We start from the raw sequence: 16,887 nt of genomic DNA, 5'->3' as shown, positions 1-16,887 counted from the left end.
AAGCCGCCTCGGTACGGGGCGGTCGTACGAAAGGACGTGCAGTCCACGTGGCAGCGCACCGCAAGCCCCGGCGTTCGCTCGGCGGCAACACGGCCCGTACCGCGTTCACCATCGCCCTCGCGGGCGCGGCCACCGCCACGGCCTTCGACGGGACCGGACACGCCGAGCCGAAACTGACGCCGGCGCAGGTCAAGGCGAAGGTGGACAAGCTGTACCAGGAGGCGGAGACCGCCACCGAGAAGTACGACGGGGCGAAGGAGAAGGCGGACGCGGCCGGGAAGCGGCTGTCGGCGCTGCGGGACGAGGCGGCGCGCAAGACGGACAAGCTCAACTCGGCCCGGGACGCGCTGGGTTCGATGGCCGCGGCACAGTACCGGGCCGGCGGCATCGACCCTGCCGTGCAGCTCGCGTTGTCCGACGACCCCGACCGGTACCTCGCCGGGGCCGAGTTCGTCGACCGGGCGGGCACCCGGCAGGCGGCGGCCGTGGCGGACGTCCGCAGACAGCTGCGGGACATCGAGCGGTTGCGCGGAGCCGCGCGCGTCGAGCTGGACGCGCTGACATCGCGCCAGGCGGAACTGCGGCGCCAGAAGAAGACGATCACCGGGAAGCTGGCCGCGGCACGGCGACTGCTGGACGCGCTGCCGGCCGAGGAACGCGCCCGGATCGGGGCGGACGGGGGCACGCGCGCGTCACGGTCCGGTTCGGACGCGCGGGTCGGTCTGGAGGCTCCCGGTTCCGCCACCGCCCAGGCACCCGACTCCCGTGCGGCGGCGGCCGTCTCGTACGCCTACTCCAAGCTCGGCAGCCCCTATGTGTGGGGCGCGACCGGCCCCGGCGCCTTCGACTGCTCGGGCCTCGTCCAGGCCGCCTACCGCTCCGCCGGACTCTCCCTCCCCCGCACCACCTATGCCCAGATCGACGCGGGCCGCCGCGTCTCGCGCTCCGAACTCCTTCCCGGAGACCTGGTGTTCTTCTACTCCGGCATCAGCCATGTCGGCCTCTACATCGGCAACGGCCGGATGATCCACGCCCCGAACCCGTCGGAGCCGGTGAAGATCGCCCCGGTCGACGAGATGCCCTTCGCGGGCGCCACGCGCGTGGTGTGAAGCTCACACCAGCCGGCGTGCCGTCGCCCAGCGGGTCAGCTCGTGCCGGTTCGACAGCTGCAACTTCCTGAGCACCGCCGAGACATGGGACTCGACCGTCTTCACCGAGATGAACAGTTGCTTGGCGATCTCCTTGTAGGCGTACCCGCGGGCGATCAGGCGCAGCACCTCGCGCTCGCGCTGGGTGAGGCGGTCCAGGTCCTCGTCGACCGGCGGGGCGTCGGTGGAGGCGAAGGCGTCCAGGACGAAGCCGGCCAGACGCGGCGAGAAGACGGCGTCGCCCTCCTGGACGCGGAAGACGGAGTTCACGAGGTCGGTGCCGGTGATCGTCTTGGTGACGTAGCCGCGGGCGCCGCCGCGGATCACCCCGATCACGTCCTCCGCCGCGTCCGACACGGACAGGGCGAGGAAACGCACCGGCTGCTCGGCGTCGGCCATCAACGCGGCACAGCGGCGCAGCACTTCCACCCCGCCGCCGCCCGGCAGATGGACGTCGAGGAGGACCACCTCGGGGCGGGTCGCGGTGATGACGGTGACCGCCTGGTCGACGTCCGCGGCCTCGCCGACGACCTCGACGCCGGTCTCGTCGGTCCGGCCGATCTCGGCCTGTACGCCGGTACGGAACATACGGTGGTCGTCGACGAGGACCACGCGCACGTGCCGCTCGCCGGCGCTCCCGCCGGTCGCCTCCACGGGCTCGTTCGCCTCGGTCGGGTCGCTCATGACGTCTTCTCCGCCCTCTCCATCTCCAGCTCGACCTCCGTGCCGCCGTCCGGCACCGCGCGCAGCCGCGCCGTGCCGCCGTGGCGCTCCATGCGGCCGATGATCGATTCTCTGACGCCCATGCGGTCGGCGGGTATCGAGTCGAGGTCGAAGCCGGGACCGCGGTCCCTGACCGACACGAAGACCGTCCTGCCCTCCACTTCGGCGTAGACCTGTACCGCGCCGCCCTCGCCACCGTACTTGGCGGCGTTGACCATCGCCTCGCGCGCGGCCTGCATCTGTGCGCCGATTCTCTCGTCGAGCGGGCAGTCGCCGACGATGACGACCTCTATGGGGACGCCGTGCTTGTCCTCGACCTCGGCCGCGTTGCGCCGCACGGCGTCGGCCAGGTTGGCGGGTTCGTCGGCCTCGTCCTTGCCGGTGCCCTCGGGTTTGTAGAGCCAGGTGCGCAGATCGCGCTCCTGGGCGCGGGCGAGCCGGCGCACCTCGCCCGCGTTCTCCGCGTTGCGCTGGATCAGGGTGAGGGTGTGCAGCACGGAGTCGTGGACGTGGGCGGCGACCTCGGCGCGCTCCTGGGCGCGGATGCGCATCAGGCGCTCCTCGGAGAGGTCCTGGGTCATACGGACGAGGTACGGCCCCGCGAGGAGCGTTATCCCGACCAGCACCGCGAGCGCGGCCTGGAGGACCGAGCCGAGATGGGCGGCGGAGCCCTGCAGGACGAAGACGCCGGAGACGCCCGCCGTGACGAGGAGGACACCGCCCGCCGCGCGCAGCAGGGTGAGGGTACGGCGGCGGCTGCCGACCTCGACCCAGCGGGCCCGGCGGGCGTTGTCCGCCTGGCGCCAGACGAGGGCGACGCCCGCGCCGACGAGGACGGCCGGCCACAGGTAGGCCTTGGCGCCGCCGCTCAGATTGACGTTGCCCACGAACACCATGGCCACCACGACCATGAGGAGCAGGGCGACGATCTGACCCCGGTCCGGCTTGCGGGCGACGAGTCTGCGGCGGCCGTCGGGCGAGGTCTCGGTACCGACGAGCGACGGGGGCTTCTGCCCGCCGACACCGCCGACGCCGAGCGGTACGAAGAACCAGAACGCGGCGTACAGCAGCGCGCCGAGGCCGTCCGCCATGAACAGGCCGACGAAGACGAGCCGCACCCAGACCACGGGCAGCCCGAGATGGCCGGCGAGCCCCCGCGCCACACCACCGAGCCAGCGTCCGTCGCTGCTGCGGTAGAGCTTGCGCGGCGGCCGCGGTTCGACGAGGGGCGCTGCAGCGGCTTCCGGCATGGCATCGATACTCACACGGTCGGCGGAGCCGGGCATCAGGGTCGACCCCCGAGACTCCCCTGATCTTCGCCGTCCTCGGCGTTCCGGCCCGTCGAACGCTTCCCGGGCGCCGGCTCAGGGGCGATATCAGGGTCCGGCCAGGGTCGTCCCGACTCCCGTCGGGGGCGCCCGGCCGTCACCATGGACACATGACAGATCACCAGCACGCCGCGACGGGTCCGGGACCCGGCTCCGGCCCGCGCCCCCCGGGCGCCGGGCCGCGGGATGCCGCACCCGCCGCGACCCCCGGCACCCCGCCCGACGCGGGCACGCACGCACCCGCGGGCGCGCCCGGGCAGGCGGGCGCGGGCGCGCGGAAACAGGGGAGCGCGGAAGCGGGTGCGGGTGCTGGAGCACGGGAGATCGGAGACGCGGAGAGCACGGACGCCAAGACCGGCGGAGCTGCGGAGAGCAGGGACGCCAAGACCGGCGGAGACGCGGAGCGCACGGACGCCAAGGCCGACTCAGGTGCCACCAAGACCGACTCACGCAACCCCGGAGCCGTGGGCGGCGACGCGACAGTTGTCGGCGGCGACGCCGGACCCGTCGGTGGTGATCAAGCCGCCGCCCCCGACAAGTTCCGCCGGGACCGGCAGTTCAAGATGCTCGCCGGGGTCTGCTCCGGGCTCGGGCGGCAGTGCGACATGGACCCGGTGATCTTCCGGATCACCCTCGCCGTGCTCTCCGCGACCGGCGGCATCGGTCTGATCTTCTACGGCTTCGTCTGGCTCCTCGTTCCGTTCGAGGACGACGAGGAGAACGAGGTCCGCAAGCTGCTGACCGGCCGCGTCGACGGACAGGCGCTGACCGCCGTGCTGTTCGCGCTGGTCGGCTGCGGCGTGTTCCTGACCATGTTGAAGAACGGCTCGGTGCTGGCCTTCGCCGTGGTCCTCTCCCTGCTCCTCGCCGGCGCCGGGTACTGGTCGCGCCGGCGCGGCGCCCCCGACCCCGACCCGCTGGCCGCCCAGGCCGTCGCCGACGCCCCGCCGGAGGCGAAGGCGCCGCCGGTTCCCGCCGCCTACCCCTCCTGGTGGCGCGACCCGATCGTCAAGGACGGGACGCACGTCGGCGGCACCGGCTACCTCTGGGGCCCCCGCGACTCCCGGGACCGGGACATCGCCGCGGCGGTCAACATCAGCCTCGGCACCCCCTGGACCGCCCGCCCCAGCCCGCGGACCCCGCGTCCGCCGGCACCCAGGCCGCGCGGTCCCCGCTGGATCGGCGGCTGGATCTTCCTGCTCGCTCTCGTGGCCGGCGGCATCGGCACCGGCACGACCTGGCACGACCACGCCCTCGGCACCAGCCTGCAGACGGGCCTCGCCTGCGCGCTGCTCGTCTTCGGCCTGGGCATCGCGCTCAGCGCGTTCCTGGGGCGCACGGGAGCGGGCTCGGTCTTCCTGGCCGTCGTGACGGCGGCGCTGCTCGCCGCGTCGGCCGCCCTGCCCAAGGACATCAGCACGCATTGGATACGCACGACCTGGCGGCCGGCCGCGGTGGCCGACGTCGGGACGTCGTACCACCTCGGGAGCGGTGTCGGCACCCTGGATCTGAGCCGGCTGCGGGTGCCCGAGGGGAAGACGGTGAGGACGGAGGCCGAGGTGGGGGCGGGCCAGTTGAAGGTCGTCGTGCCGAAGGACGCGACGGTGAGGCTGAGCATCGACGTGGGGGTGGGCGACATCCAGTTGCCGGGCGACGAGAAGAGGGACGTGGACGTGGAGCCGGGCAAGCACAAGGACGTCACCCTGACACCGGCCGCGGGTGCCGGGAAGGGCGGCACGATCGACCTCGATCTCCGGGTCGACGTCGGACAGGCGGAGGTGGCCCGTGCTGCGTCATGAGTTCCAGCCGGGAAGGCTGGTCGCCGGTGTCTTCCTCACCCTCGCGGGGACGATGTACGCCGGTGACGCGGGCGGGATGTGGGAGACGCCGTGGTTCGCGGTGATACCCGTCGTCATCGTCGGACTGTTCCTCGCCGGTGTGGTGGGGATGGTCAGCCGCGGGATACGCCGACGACGGGCGCCGACGGCCCGGCGGGACGGTGCCGACAGGGAACCGGCCGCGCATGTCTGACGGAGCGTCAACCCCGTACGGGTCGGCGCTCCGCCACCGGTAGCCCCCGCCGACCAGGAGCTACCGGTACCCTCCCGCCCGTGTTCGCCGCGCTCGGAGTGCGGCATCCAGGGAGAACACGGGGGCCCCCGCGAGGACGAGGGGGAGCCAGGCCATCAGGTAGGCGAGGTCGTTGCCGTAGTAGTACGGGTCGGACGCCCAGCTCACCGTCAGCCACAGGCTGAGCGAGATCAGCGCTCCGCCGAGGGCGGCGAGGCGGGCGAGCAGGCCGATCAGGGTGCCGATGCCGACGGCCAACTCGCCGAAGGCGATGGCGTAGCCGAAACCGGTCGGGTTCTTCAGCGCCAGGTCGACCAGGGCCGGAATGGCGGACGAGTCGCGAACGGACCGCATGGTGTCACCGATGGAACCCGCGCCGGAGGACTTCATGAAGGCGCTGTCGGTGATCTTGTCCAGGCCGGCGTAGATGAAGGTGACGCCGAGGAAGATACGGAGGGGAAGGAGGGCGTAGCGGGTGGCGTTGTCGCGCCAGCTCCGGTCGCCGTCGAGATAGGGGGTGTGCGTGTCCGTGCGTATGCCGTGAGTCATCACTGTCGCCTCTCGCCCGTGTGCCGGGGCCCCTTGAAAGACGATACGTACGTCAGGGGCCGGGCGCTCAATGTGTTCGTGCCGTTTTCTGACGGAGTGCGCGGGATCGAACAGCGTGTCCGCGTCGAGAAGTGCCGTTCCCCTCACGGCGTCACATGAATCACTCGGTCACGTCGACCGTGTACCGGTTCGTCTCCACCCCCGCGGCGGTGACGACCTGCACCTCGACCCGGCCCGGTTCCACGTCGGCCGGTACCGGGACGGTGAGGACCGCGTCGGTCGGGTTGCTGAATCCGCCGCTCACCGGGACGAGCGGGACGTGGACGTTGACCGGGCCGATGCGGACGACCATGCGCGACAGACGGTCGGCGCCCTGGGCACCCGGGGGCACGAAACCGGCGCCGCGGATCTCGATGTCGTCGCCGGTGCGGATCGGGGCGTCCAGGTCGCCGGCCTCCCGGGCGCGGACGACGGACAGGATCACCGGGCGCCCGCCCTCGGCGTACTTGCCGGCCAGGTAGGTGGCCGCCGAGACCAGCACCACCACGGCCAGTCCCCAGGGCAGGTCGGGCAGCTGGTCGGGGCGCCGGGCGAGCCGTACCGCGCAGAACAGCACGGCGACCGTGCTGATGACGACGTACTGGATGTCGGCGAAGCTGCCGCGGCCCGCGTCGTCGGTGAGCAGGTCGGCGGCCCTCGGCCGGTGCGCCCGTACCTTCTGCAGGCGTTGGGCGAGGACGCGCAGTCCGACGACGCGGCGCACCAGGACCGCGATCCCGCAGACCACCGCAAGGACGGTCACCGCACCGGCGGCGCGGGCGAGTTCGAGGCCGGAGATCAGCGCGTCCCGTTCCGCGTGGTCGGAGGCGGCGGCCAAGCGGCCCACCAGGACCAGGACCGCGAAGGCGACGAGGAGGACCCAGGCCGTGGCGACCGTGCGGGAGGTGGAGAGACGGTTGTCCTCGCCGATCACCGGGGCCAGCGCGCCGCCCCGGGCGCGGTGGAACCAGGAGGCGGCGGTGATCGCGCCGGCGGTCAGCAGCGCCGCCAGCAGTCCCGCGGTGCGCGCCGCCGTCCATCCCGCGCCGATCGCCGTCAGAGCCTGTACCAGCAGCAACACCAGCACCAGGGCCCACACTGTGATGGTCGTACGGAGCCACAGCCGGGTCAGCCAGGCCTCGCCCTCGGCGCGCCCGCGCTCGGCGACCAGTTCCGCGGACTGGCTGAGTTCCTCCGACACCCACTGGCGGGAGGCCTGCGCGGAGTGGGCGACCGCGGCGGGCACTCCCTGTCCGGCCGCGAACCCGTCGCGCATCAGCAGGAACTCGGCGACCGCCCGCCGATGTCCCTCGCGCGCCCCGTGCGGGCAGTCCCCGCAGGTGCAGCCACCCGCGTGCGCCCCTCCCGGCGCGCCCGTGTCCGCCCCGCCTCTCGCCTCCTGCACCGCCACGCCCGACGCCCGCCTTCCGCACGATCCCATCGACCGGCGGCCCCCGTCCGGGGGTCGGCCGCCGTCCCGCAACTCCCCTGTGATGACAGCGAATTGTGCCCTACGCCACCCCGTCCTCGCGGGCCAGGTCTGGTCAGCGCGGGTGAAGCGGGGGCAGCCGTGTTGACCCGGCTGCGAGAATTTCCCTATGGCCGAGATCATCCAGCGCGACGGGACCTGGGCCTTCGACGGCACCACGGTCAGGATCACGCCGGGCCTGCACCGCTCCGTGCCGCTGTTCCGGCAGACGTACGGGGAGGTCGCGGTACCCCTGGAGGCGATCGCGGGTGTGGTCTTCGAGCCCGAGCGAAAGCGGGGGCGGCTGCGGATGCGGCTGCGCGAGGGGGCGGATCCGTTGCTGCAGGCGACCGGTGGGCGGCTGCCGGACGCGGCGGACCCGTACCGGCTGCTGGTGGACGTGGACCGTTCCGGGGTCGCGGAGTACGTGGCGGAGGAGATCCGGCAGGCGCTTCTGCTGGAGCAGATCCCCAAGGAGCCGACCAAGGCGTATCTGCTGCCGGGTCCGCCGGTGCCGGTCTCGGTCCGTTCCTCCGACGGCACGGTCTCCTTCGACGGCACCCAGGTGCGCCTCGACTGGGCCGACACCTCGGACCGGGTCAAGCGGGCGACGGGGCCGCGGATCATGGCCGTCGGCGATGTGGTTCAGGTGGAGTGGCTGCCCAACTCCGGTTATGAGGACGGTTTTCTGCGCTTCGTGACCCGGGAGACGGTGTTCTCCAAACTGCCCCCGGAGAAGGACCCGTACGCCCTGGACCTGTGGGGCAGCGCGCGGCGCGATCTGCTGACCGCGCTGGTCGCCACCGCGGTCACCGCGCGACTGCCGCATCCGTCCACCCGCAACGGCGGCGAGCTCGCCGGCCGCCGCCCCACCGGCGCCGTCTCGCCGCCGGCCGACCACCACGACGTACTGCTGCGCAGGCTGCGGGAGTTGGGCGAGCTGCACCGGGACGGGGTGCTCACGGACGAGGAGTTCGCGATGACCAAGGCGGCGGTGCTGCGGGGATTCTGAGCCCCTTGCGCCCCCGGGACTCAGGACTCAGGACTCAGGGCTCAGGACAACAGATCCGGTTCGCTGCGGCTGATGTCCTGCCACAGGGGCTGGTAGTTGATCCAGGCGACCAGGTCGCCGCCGAGCTGTTCGCGGGTCGCGACCGCGAGCCGGTGGTCGATGAGGAGGGGGCGGCCGGCCGCCTTGGCGGTCAGCTGGACCTGGGCGGAGCGTTCCATGGACAAGAACCACCAGGCCGCCGCGTCCACCGAGTCGCCGACGGTCAGCAGTCCGTGGTTGCGCAGCACGAGCGCCTTGCGGGTGCCGAGCGCGGAGGCGATACGGCGGCCCTCCTCGGCGTCGACGGCGACGCCGGTGTAGGCGTCGTAGAGGGCGTGGTCCTCGTAGAAGGCGCAGCTCTCCTGGGTGATCGGGTCCAGGAGCTCGCCGAGCGCGGACAGGGCGCGGCCGTGCACCGAGTGGCAGTGGGCGACGGCGACGACGTCCGGGCGGGCGGCGTGCACCTGGGCGTGCACGGTGAAGGCGGCCTGGTTGACGTGGTAGCGGCCCTCGATGACCTGTCCGTCGGAGTTGACGAGGACCAGGTCGCTCACCGTGACGTGCTTGAACGGCATACCGAACGGATTGACCCAGAAGCAGTCGCTGTACTCCGGGTCGCGCGCGGTGATGTGGCCGGAGACGCCGTCCTCGAACCCGTACCGGCCGAAGATCCGCAGCGCGCCCGCGAGCCGCTCTTTCCGGTGCCTGCGCTCGTCGTCGACCGAGTCGTGCATCGGCGGCATGGCGAAGCGCAGCCGATCGCTGGGCAGCGGCGTCGGTGGGGTCGGCCCGGGCATGTGGTCCTCCGGCACTGGGTTGCTTGACGAGGCGGAAGTTACCCTCGGTCAGCGCAGGAGAACAGAGCTGTTTTGTAAAGATGACGCGCGCAGCCGATACACGACAGAAGATGTCCGGTATCGACGGCACCCTGGACGTATGGCATGGAACTGGGCGGCTTTCAGCGCCGCCGAACCCAAGTTCGCGAAGACCGCCGAGGAGCGCTTCGGCGCCTTCACCCATCATGTCCTGGCCACGCTCCGGCAGGATGGTTCCCCGCGTACGACCGGTCTCGAGGTCCGTTTCCTCCAGGGTGAGCTGTGGCTCGGCATGATGCCGGACTCGCTCAAGGCCCTCGATCTGCGCCGCGACGGGCGCTTCGCGCTCCAGGCGAACCCCGGGGAGGGGCAGACCATGGGCGGGGGCGACGTGCGGATCGCCGGGCGGGCGGTCGAGGTCGAGGATCCCGCGGCGAAGGCCGCATACGGCGAAGAGGTGGAACCGCCGGAGCCGTTCCACCTCTTCCGCACCGAGCTGACGGAGGTCGTGCGGACCTACGTCGAGGACGACACGTACCTGGTCGTCCAGGTCTGGAAGCCCGGTGAACCCCTGCGCACGATCAAGCGCAGCTGATCGTCCGCGTGCCGGGGCCTACTCCCACTCGATCGTGCCCGGCGGCTTCGAGGTGACGTCCAGGACGACCCGGTTGACGTCCCGTACCTCGTTGGTGATCCGCGTCGAGATCTTCGCGAGGACGTCGTACGGCAGCCGGGACCAGTCGGCCGTCATGGCGTCCTCGGAGGAGACCGGGCGCAGCACGATCGGGTGGCCGTAGGTGCGGCCGTCGCCCTGGACGCCGACCGAGCGGACGTCCGCGAGCAGCACGACCGGGCACTGCCAGATGTCCCGGTCGAGGCCGGCCGCGGTCAGTTCCTCGCGGGCGATGGCGTCGGCGTCCCGGAGCAGGTCGAGCCGCTCCTTGGTCACCTCGCCGACGATACGGATGCCGAGGCCGGGGCCCGGGAAGGGCTGGCGCTGGACGATCTCCTCCGGGAGCCCCAGCTCCTGGCCGACCATCCTGACCTCGTCCTTGAACAGCTTGCGCAGCGGCTCGATCAGCTGGAACTCGAGGTCCTCCGGGAGCCCGCCCACGTTGTGGTGAGACTTGATGTTCGCCGTGCCGGTGCCGCCACCGGACTCGACCACGTCCGGGTAGAGGGTGCCCTGGACGAGGAACTCGACCGCCGGGCCCTCGTCCGCGATGATCTCGGCCTGGGCCTGCTCGAAGACCCGGATGAACTCGCGGCCGATGATCTTCCGCTTCTCCTCGGGGTCCGAGACGCCCTTGAGGGCGGTCAGGAAGCGCTCCTCCGCGTCGACGACGACCAGCTTGACGCCGGTCGCGGCCACGAAGTCCTTCTCGACCTGCTCGGTCTCGCCCTTGCGCATCAGGCCGTGGTCCACGTAGACGCAGGTCAGCTGGTCGCCGATGGCGCGCGCGACGAGCGCCGCCGCCACCGCGGAGTCGACGCCGCCGGACAGAGCGCAGATGGCACGCTTGTCGCCGACCTGCTCGCGGATGGCCGCGACCTGCTCCTCGATGACGTTGCCGGTGGTCCAGTCGGGGCTCAGGCCCGCGCCCCGGTACAGGAAGTGCTCCAGGACCTGCTGGCCGTGCGTGGAGTGCATGACCTCGGGGTGGTACTGGACGCCGTAGAGCTTCTTGTCGTCGTCCTCGAAGGCGGCGACCGGGACGACGTCCGTGGAGGCCGTGACGGCGAAGCCCTCGGGGGCGGCGGAGCAGGCGTCGCCGTGGGACATCCACACGTGCTGCTCGGCGGGGGTGCCCTCGAAGAGGGTGGAGGACGCCTTGGACACGTGCAGGTCGGTGCGGCCGTACTCGCGGGCGCCGGTGTTGTCGACGGTGCCGCCGAGGGCCTGGGCCATCAGCTGGAAGCCGTAGCACATGCCGAAGACGGGGACGCCGGCCTCGAAGAGCTCGCGGTCCAGGCGGGGGGCGCCCTCCTCGTACACGGACGAGGGGCCGCCGGAGAGGATGATCGCCGCCGGGTTCTTGGCGAGCATCTCCGCCACCGGCATGGTGCTCGGCACGATCTCGCTGTAGACCCGGGCCTCGCGGACGCGACGGGCGATGAGCTGGGCGTACTGCGCGCCGAAGTCGACGACCAGGACGGTGTCGGGAGCGGCGGCTGGGTTCGCTGATGACACGGGTTGCCTTCCGGCGGTGAGCGAGGGTGTGTGTGGGGCCGAGTCTACCGGGCCCCGCGGGACCACTCCCTGGGCAATCCTCGTCTCAGCATCCGAACCGGCTTGGACACCACCCACCGCCCCGGCATACTGGGCCGCATGCTCACGCACCCGACCTTCCTCTTTACCTATGGCAACCGGCCCACCGGCTGCCATGGTCGTGCTGCTTGAGCCACTGACAAGCGACTTCCCCAGGCGCCCCGGGCCGACAAGGTCCGGGGCGCCTGGTGTTTTCCGGATCCTGTCGCCTCGGGGCACCCCCTTCACCGAGGAGCCCGACATGACCACCACACCGGAAGCGACCATCGCGGACGCCCGGGAGCGCATCGACGCGCTCGACGACCGGATCATCGGTCTCATCCAGGAACGGATGGCCGTCTCCGCCGTCGTGCAGCAGACCCGTATCGCCTCCGGCGGCAGGCGGGTGCACCTGTCCCGCGAGATGGAGATCCTCGGCCGCTACCGCGAGGCGCTGGGCAAGCCGGGTACGCCGCTCGCGATGACGCTGCTCGAACTGTGCCGCGGTCGCATCTGAGTTCGGGCCCTTCTCACCCGTACGGCGCGTGACCGCCCCGCGGACCGCTTCGTTGGTGGGGTGTCCGCGCCAGCCAGGGGCGGGCCCGAAAGAACCACGCGTGGCTTGCTGGAGCGATGAGACGCACGGGTCGTGCCGTGTGTCGTGGGACCTCGTTCCAGGGTCGTGACCGGACGGCAGGGGACAGCAGCCCGGTCACCCAAGTAAACGGTCGGCTCCGGGGACGCCCGGGGCCGACCGGCGGAAACTGCAAAAATGCACAACCCTGGGTCAAACGGTTGCGGAGGGCGCGTCCATCCAGCACGATGCCTAGAAAGCCCCCCAAGTCCCACCGCAGACAACCGCATTGCGGTGTCCTCGCGGAGTGCCAGAGGTCCAGACCATCCGCGCGCCCCGTGTGCGCCCGGTCGGCGACCCGGAGCACACGGGACCACCAGGGCGCACTCAGGACAAGCGGCGCAACCCCCCGGCGCCGCTCCCCGGGCACCGGCGCTGCCCTGACGTCGGTGCTGACGGAGAAGGGCCCCGCGGCCTCAAGTCCCGCGGGGCCCTTCGTATTCCGGGTACGCCGTGCGCCTACCCTGCCGCGCGTCCCGGGGCACTAGGTGCGGCTCACCGTTCCGCAGGAGTCGGACTGGCCGATGGGGCGGCTGCGGTCGTAGGGGTCGACCGAGGGGCCGGTCGGGGTGGCGCCGTCGGTGGGGGTCCGGGACGGGAACTGCGGGTGCAGGTAGCCGTCGTGGACGTCGCAGGCCGTGTTGCCGCCGTCCTCGTCGTAGCGCACCAGGTTCAGCCGGCCGGGGGTGACCCGGTAGTGCGCGGGGTCGGGGAGTTCGGCGTCGATGACGCGGCGCACGATGGTGCGGGTGACCTCGTCGGAGCCGTCGGCGGGGACGACCGGGTAGACGAAGGTGTAGTCGGCGTGCACCGCGACCCCGGCGAAGTCGCCCTTCTCGAAGGTGATCCGGCCGCGGACCTTGACGACCTTCCCGGCGGGCTTCACCTCCTTCGGGTCGAACCGGCTGAAGAGGGTCAGCGGGTCGTGGTCCTTGCTGGGCGTGCGCAGGGCCGTGTCGAGGTCGTCCAGCAGCTTCGGCTGCTTGGGGTCGAGCACCGAAAGGGCCGCCTCGGGGCGGGCGCCGGCCAGCACCTTCGGGTTGAGGTTGGCGTCGACCAGCAGCTTCCTGGTCAGCTGGAGGGCCAGTTCGACCCGGTCCTTGGGGATCGAGCCCAGCGTGGTGGCCTTCGGCAGCACGATGCCGGCCTCGCCGTCGGCCCACCGCTGTGCCGGGGATCCCGCGAACGGGCGGGCCAGGGTGGGCGCTTGGGGGTCCGCGGAGGAGGGCGGCGCGGTGGGCTGCGCGGTCTCCTCGGGCAGCGGGGAGCCGGCCGCGTCCGAGGTGCCGGAGCCGAAGGGGTCGCCGGGCAGCAGCGACGGCTTCATCGCGACGACGGCCACGGCGCCGGCGAGCAGCACGGCGACCACGGCGCCCACCCGGCGGCGCCTGCGTCCGCGCCCGTTCATCTCCTGCCAGGCCGGCCCGGTGCGCCAGCCCTCGGGCGACGTCCCCCGCGCGTCCTGCTCGCGCAGCCGTTCGGTGACCATACGGGCCCGCGCGGACGGCTCCTTGGGGGCGGACCTGATGTCGCGTTCGCTGTCCTGGAGGAACTTCTCCCAGACGTCGTCGGGTATGGAGGATTCCCCACCGGAACCCGATCCGGAACTCGGTTCGTCGGACGGTCTGTCGGCCACGGCGCGAACGCCTTTCTGTGAAGCGTGACATGGGATGCGTGACATGGGATGCGTGACATGGATGCGTGACAAGAGCATGGGACGCGTGACGGTGTGTCGAGCAGGAGAGCGTACGTGACGCAGGGCACATAAAAAATCTGTGAGAGCGAACACAACCATTCACCCCGGTCACGGATCCAACCTGACGAACCAAGGGCCACAACCCGCGCCCCACACGCGGAGCCCTCCACACTGGACTCCCTTGAGGTCTTGATGAAGCTTCGCCGTGCCATGGGCGTGGCGGCCGCGACGGCCGTCCTGGCTCCCCTTGCCCTGCTGTCCGCCCCGGTCGCGTTCGCGGACGAAACCCCGGACACGTCGTCCAGCAGCCCGACGGCGCCGGAGAGTACCCCCGCCGCCCCGGAGAGCACCCCTGCGGCGCCTGAGAGCACACCGGCCGCCCCCGAGAGCACCCCGGCGGCGCCGGAGAGCACCCCCGCCGCCCCGGAGAGCACTCCCGCGGCTCCCGCGAGCTCCCCGGCCGCGTCGCAGAGCAGCTCCGCCTCCCCGTCGCCGAGCCCCAGCGAGAGCACCCCGGGCGGTGCCGAGCTCTGCGTCGACGAGAACGGCGACAGCACCGCCGAGCTCAGCGCCGACCTGAAGAGCGGTCTGTCCGGTCTGCCCGACACGATCGTCGCCGGAAGCGGCTGGGTGCCGTTCTCCTTCAACGTCACCAACCACGGCGACACCCAGATCAAGGACATCAAGCCGCTGATCGGCGTCGCCGCCGTCGGCTGGGAGGACGCGAAGGACTACTCGGGCCAGATCAAGGTCCAGGTCCTCGACAAGTCCTCCGGCACCTGGAAGACGATCGCGGACGCCGCGGGCGAGGGCGGCACGTTCACCGCGTTCTCGCTGGACGCGGGCAAGTCGGTCTCGTACCAGCTGCGCCTCAGCGTCTCCGGCAAGGTGCCGGACTCCCTCGGTCTGACCGGCGGTCTCGCCGAGTACGCGGACGACCAGGGCTGCTGGGTCGCCGACGACCCGAACGGCTGGGTCTACTTCTTCGACATCCTGGCCGCCGGCTCCGACGCCGGTAAGCCCGGCGACGCCAAGCCGCAGACGGGTGGCCGCAAGCCGCTGAAGGACGTCAGTGACGTGTCCGCCACCGGCAGCCTCGCCGAGACCGGCTCCAGCTCCGCGCTGCCCGTGATCGGCCTGGTCGGCGGTGTCGCGGTCGTCCTCGGCGCCGGCTCGATCGTCGTCGTCCGGCGCCGCAGGGCCGGCTCGGACGCGTAACCGGAACCCACCGGAAGACGCTGAACCGGACTCATCGCAAGAAGAAGTGAAGGACCCGCGCTCGGAGGGGGGCGCGGGTCCTTTCTTCGTCCCGGTGCGGCTCTACGGCTTCGGCGGCACCGCCGGCATCCCCAGGAACGGCAGCCTCAGCGCGCCGAACGCCTCCGCCGGGACCGCCGGGCTCTTCGGCTCGACCGGCTTGAGGCGCTCGTACGCCGCTCCCTGCGCCGGACGCGGGTCCGCCTCGCCCTTGTTGGGCCAGTAGGACATCGCCCGCTCGGCCTGCGCGGTGATGGTGAGGGACGGGTTCACGCCCAGGTTGGCGGAGACCGCGGCGCCGTCCACGACCGAGATGCCGGGGTGGCCGTACAGGCGGTGGTAGGGGTCGATGACGCCGGTCTCGCGGGAGGAGCCGATGGGGCAGCCGCCGAGGAAGTGGGCGGTGAGGGGGGTGCCCATGAGCTCGCCGACGTTGGAGCCGGCGAAGCCGTTGATGTCGGCGGCGATCGCGGACGCGGCCTCGGAAGCAGCCTTGATCTGCTTGGGGTTGGGAGCGCCGTGGCCCTGCCGGGCGGTGAGCAGTCCTTTGCCGACGCCGTCCGGCTTCAGGTACGTCGTCAGGGAGTTGTCCAGCGACTGCATCACCAGGCCGATGATGGTCCGCTCCGACCAGCGGCGGTTGGAGAGGGAGCGCAGGACCAGCAGCGGGTGGCGGGCGGCGCTCCTGAGCCAGGCCAGCACCCTCGACGAGCCCTCCGCGTACGGCACTTGGAGGATCGACAGGCCGCCCATCGAGTTGGAGCCCTTGCCGTAGCGGACCGGCTCGATGTGGGTGTTCTCGTCCGGGTGGACGGACGAGGTGATGGCCACGCCACGGGTGAAGTCGACCCGCGGCGCTCCGGTGGCCTTGCGGTAGCGCCGGTTGTCGGTCTGCGCGCCGACGAGGGCCTCGGAGTTGGTCCGGGTCAGCTCCCCCAGCCTGTCCGAGATGTACGGCAGTTGCCCGCCGGCCTTCATACGGTGCAGCAGGGTCTGGGTGCCGTAGGTGCCGGCGGCGATGACGACCTGGCGGGCCCGGAAGGTACGGCCCTCCGCGCCGCGGTCGTCGGTCGGCAGGGTGGCGACCGCGTACCCGCCCTGTGAGTCGTCCGAGACCGACACGACCGTCGTCATCGGGTGCACGACCGCGCCCGCCTTCTCGGCGAGGTGGAGGTAGTTCTCGTTGAGGGTGTTCTTCGCGCCGTGCCGGCAACCGGTCATGCACTCGCCGCACTCGGTGCAGGCGGTGCGGGCCGGGCCCGCGCCGCCGAAGTAGGGGTCGTCGACCTGCTGGCCGGGGGCGGCCTTCACCGTGCCCTCGGCGTCCTCGCCGTCGCCGAAGAACACGCCGACCGGCGCCAGGTGGAAGGTGTCGCCGACGCCCATCCGCTCCGCCGCCGCCTTCAGATGGACGTCGGAGGGGGTCATCGTCGGGTTGAGCCGTACGCCGAGCATGCGCCGGGCCTGGTCGTAGTACGGCTTCAGCTCCTCCTGCCAGTCGGTGATGTCCCGCCACTGCGGGTCCTCGAAGAAGGGCTTCGGCGGGACGTAGAGGGTGTTGGCGTAGTTCAGGGAGCCGCCGCCGACACCCGCGCCGGCCAGCACCATGACGTTGCCGAGCAGGTGAATGCGCTGGATGCCGTACATGCCGAGCTTCGGCGCCCAGAGGTAGTTCTTCAGGTCCCAGGAGTTCCTGGGCAGGGTCTGGCGGGTGAAGCGGCGGCCGGCTTCCAGGACACCTACGCGGTAGCCCTTCTCGGTGAGGCGCAGGGCGGTGACGCTGCCGCCGAAGCCGGAGCCGACGACGACGACGTCGTAGTCGTGGGTGTCCTGGGGCACGTGCGTTCTCTCCTTCGAGCCT

The 16,887-nt window shown here is 71.7% G+C and carries 15 protein-coding genes; 7 read left to right on the top strand and 8 right to left on the bottom strand.

The features are described 5' to 3' along the window. The first annotated feature begins 47 nt into the window (after positions 1 to 47). A complete protein-coding gene (locus MKW14_RS17925; RefSeq protein WP_240863529.1) occupies positions 48 to 1,109 on the top strand; it encodes a C40 family peptidase in 1,062 nt (353 codons plus the stop codon). 3 nt (positions 1,110 to 1,112) lie between these two features. On the opposite strand, the gene MKW14_RS17920 is transcribed toward MKW14_RS17925, so the two are convergent. Continuing rightward, a complete protein-coding gene (locus MKW14_RS17920; protein ID WP_240863528.1) occupies positions 1,113 to 1,832 on the bottom strand; it encodes a LuxR C-terminal-related transcriptional regulator in 720 nt (239 codons plus the stop codon). Further along, positions 1,829 to 3,121: an ATP-binding protein gene (locus tag MKW14_RS17915; protein WP_240863527.1), complete on the bottom strand. Its 1,293-nt coding sequence runs from the start codon at positions 3,119 to 3,121 to the stop codon at positions 1,829 to 1,831. Before MKW14_RS17915 ends, MKW14_RS17920 begins: the two co-directional genes overlap by 4 nt. Before the next feature lie 188 nt (positions 3,122 to 3,309). Here MKW14_RS17915 and MKW14_RS17910 point away from each other — a divergent pair, with 188 nt between their 5' ends. Together MKW14_RS17910 and MKW14_RS17905 are read left to right on the top strand one after the other, a co-directional pair. Next, entirely contained in the window at positions 3,310 to 4,998 is a 1,689-nt protein-coding gene (locus MKW14_RS17910) for a PspC domain-containing protein (RefSeq protein WP_240863526.1), read from the top strand. Beyond that, positions 4,985 to 5,230, top strand: coding sequence for a hypothetical protein (locus MKW14_RS17905; protein ID WP_240863525.1), 246 nt, complete (start codon positions 4,985 to 4,987; stop codon positions 5,228 to 5,230). The genes MKW14_RS17910 and MKW14_RS17905 overlap by 14 nt, the downstream gene beginning before the upstream one ends. Positions 5,231 to 5,290: 60 nt before the next feature. On the opposite strand, the gene MKW14_RS17900 is transcribed toward MKW14_RS17905, so the two are convergent. Both MKW14_RS17900 and MKW14_RS17895 read right to left on the bottom strand, forming a co-directional pair. Continuing rightward, on the bottom strand, positions 5,291 to 5,818 hold the full coding sequence (locus MKW14_RS17900; RefSeq protein WP_240863524.1) for a DoxX family protein: 528 nt from the start codon (positions 5,816 to 5,818) through the stop codon (positions 5,291 to 5,293). A gap of 160 nt (positions 5,819 to 5,978) precedes the next feature. Further along, positions 5,979 to 7,268 carry a hypothetical protein gene (locus tag MKW14_RS17895; protein WP_240863523.1) on the bottom strand — a complete coding sequence of 430 codons (1,290 nt, stop codon included), beginning with the start codon at positions 7,266 to 7,268 and terminating at the stop codon, positions 5,979 to 5,981. A 187-nt stretch (positions 7,269 to 7,455) separates the two neighbouring features. Here MKW14_RS17895 and MKW14_RS17890 point away from each other — a divergent pair, with 187 nt between their 5' ends. Beyond that, positions 7,456 to 8,337, top strand: a complete 882-nt coding sequence (locus MKW14_RS17890; RefSeq protein ID WP_240863522.1) for a DUF4429 domain-containing protein — start codon at positions 7,456 to 7,458, stop codon at positions 8,335 to 8,337. Positions 8,338 to 8,378: 41 nt separating this feature from the next. Here MKW14_RS17890 and MKW14_RS17885 read toward each other — a convergent pair whose 3' ends face one another. Further along, on the bottom strand, positions 8,379 to 9,173 hold the full coding sequence (locus tag MKW14_RS17885; RefSeq protein WP_240863521.1) for a class II aldolase/adducin family protein: 795 nt from the start codon (positions 9,171 to 9,173) through the stop codon (positions 8,379 to 8,381). A 139-nt stretch (positions 9,174 to 9,312) separates the two neighbouring features. Here MKW14_RS17885 and MKW14_RS17880 point away from each other — a divergent pair, with 139 nt between their 5' ends. Continuing rightward, a complete protein-coding gene (locus MKW14_RS17880; RefSeq protein ID WP_240863520.1) occupies positions 9,313 to 9,786 on the top strand; it encodes a pyridoxamine 5'-phosphate oxidase family protein in 474 nt (157 codons plus the stop codon). An 18-nt stretch (positions 9,787 to 9,804) separates the two neighbouring features. Here MKW14_RS17880 and guaA read toward each other — a convergent pair whose 3' ends face one another. Beyond that, positions 9,805 to 11,382 (bottom strand): glutamine-hydrolyzing GMP synthase, encoded by a 1,578-nt coding sequence (guaA, locus tag MKW14_RS17875; protein ID WP_240863519.1) that lies wholly within the window; start codon positions 11,380 to 11,382, stop codon positions 9,805 to 9,807. 319 nt (positions 11,383 to 11,701) lie between these two features. On the opposite strand from guaA, the gene MKW14_RS17870 reads away from it, so the two are divergent. Continuing rightward, positions 11,702 to 11,956 (top strand): chorismate mutase, encoded by a 255-nt coding sequence (locus tag MKW14_RS17870; protein ID WP_240863518.1) that lies wholly within the window; start codon positions 11,702 to 11,704, stop codon positions 11,954 to 11,956. A gap of 601 nt (positions 11,957 to 12,557) precedes the next feature. On the opposite strand, the gene MKW14_RS17865 is transcribed toward MKW14_RS17870, so the two are convergent. Then, entirely contained in the window at positions 12,558 to 13,709 is a 1,152-nt protein-coding gene (locus MKW14_RS17865) for a hypothetical protein (RefSeq protein ID WP_240863517.1), read from the bottom strand. Between the two features lie 252 nt (positions 13,710 to 13,961). On the opposite strand from MKW14_RS17865, the gene MKW14_RS17860 reads away from it, so the two are divergent. Next, a complete protein-coding gene (locus MKW14_RS17860; RefSeq protein ID WP_240863516.1) occupies positions 13,962 to 14,987 on the top strand; it encodes an LPXTG cell wall anchor domain-containing protein in 1,026 nt (341 codons plus the stop codon). A 102-nt stretch (positions 14,988 to 15,089) separates the two neighbouring features. Here the strand turns inward: MKW14_RS17860 and MKW14_RS17855 are convergent, their stop codons facing one another. Then, complete coding sequence (locus MKW14_RS17855) at positions 15,090 to 16,865, bottom strand: GMC family oxidoreductase (protein ID WP_240863515.1); 1,776 nt, start codon at positions 16,863 to 16,865, stop codon at positions 15,090 to 15,092. Positions 16,866 to 16,887 lie beyond the last annotated feature (22 nt).

This window comes from Streptomyces gilvus (genome assembly GCF_022513565.1).
GTDB classification, from domain to species: Bacteria; Actinomycetota; Actinomycetes; order Streptomycetales; family Streptomycetaceae; genus Streptomyces; species Streptomyces gilvus.
The sequence above is the reverse complement of the archived record's forward strand: the minus strand, read 5'-3'. Positions and strand labels throughout refer to the sequence as shown.

Bases quoted from the DNA above. Each gene is read 5' to 3' on its own strand.
- MKW14_RS17890 (WP_240863522.1), top strand. From the start codon at position 7,456: ATGGCCGAGATCATCCAGCGCGACGGGACCTGGGCCTTCGACGGCACC.
- MKW14_RS17900 (WP_240863524.1), bottom strand. From the start codon at position 5,818: ATGACTCACGGCATACGCACGGACACGCACACCCCCTATCTCGACGGC.
- MKW14_RS17915 (WP_240863527.1), bottom strand. From the start codon at position 3,121: ATGCCGGAAGCCGCTGCAGCGCCCCTCGTCGAACCGCGGCCGCCGCGC.
- MKW14_RS17880 (WP_240863520.1), top strand. From the start codon at position 9,313: ATGGCATGGAACTGGGCGGCTTTCAGCGCCGCCGAACCCAAGTTCGCG.
- MKW14_RS17920 (WP_240863528.1), bottom strand. From the start codon at position 1,832: ATGAGCGACCCGACCGAGGCGAACGAGCCCGTGGAGGCGACCGGCGGG.
- MKW14_RS17910 (WP_240863526.1), top strand. From the start codon at position 3,310: ATGACAGATCACCAGCACGCCGCGACGGGTCCGGGACCCGGCTCCGGC.
- MKW14_RS17885 (WP_240863521.1), bottom strand. From the start codon at position 9,173: ATGCCCGGGCCGACCCCACCGACGCCGCTGCCCAGCGATCGGCTGCGC.
- MKW14_RS17870 (WP_240863518.1), top strand. From the start codon at position 11,702: ATGACCACCACACCGGAAGCGACCATCGCGGACGCCCGGGAGCGCATC.
- MKW14_RS17860 (WP_240863516.1), top strand. From the start codon at position 13,962: ATGAAGCTTCGCCGTGCCATGGGCGTGGCGGCCGCGACGGCCGTCCTG.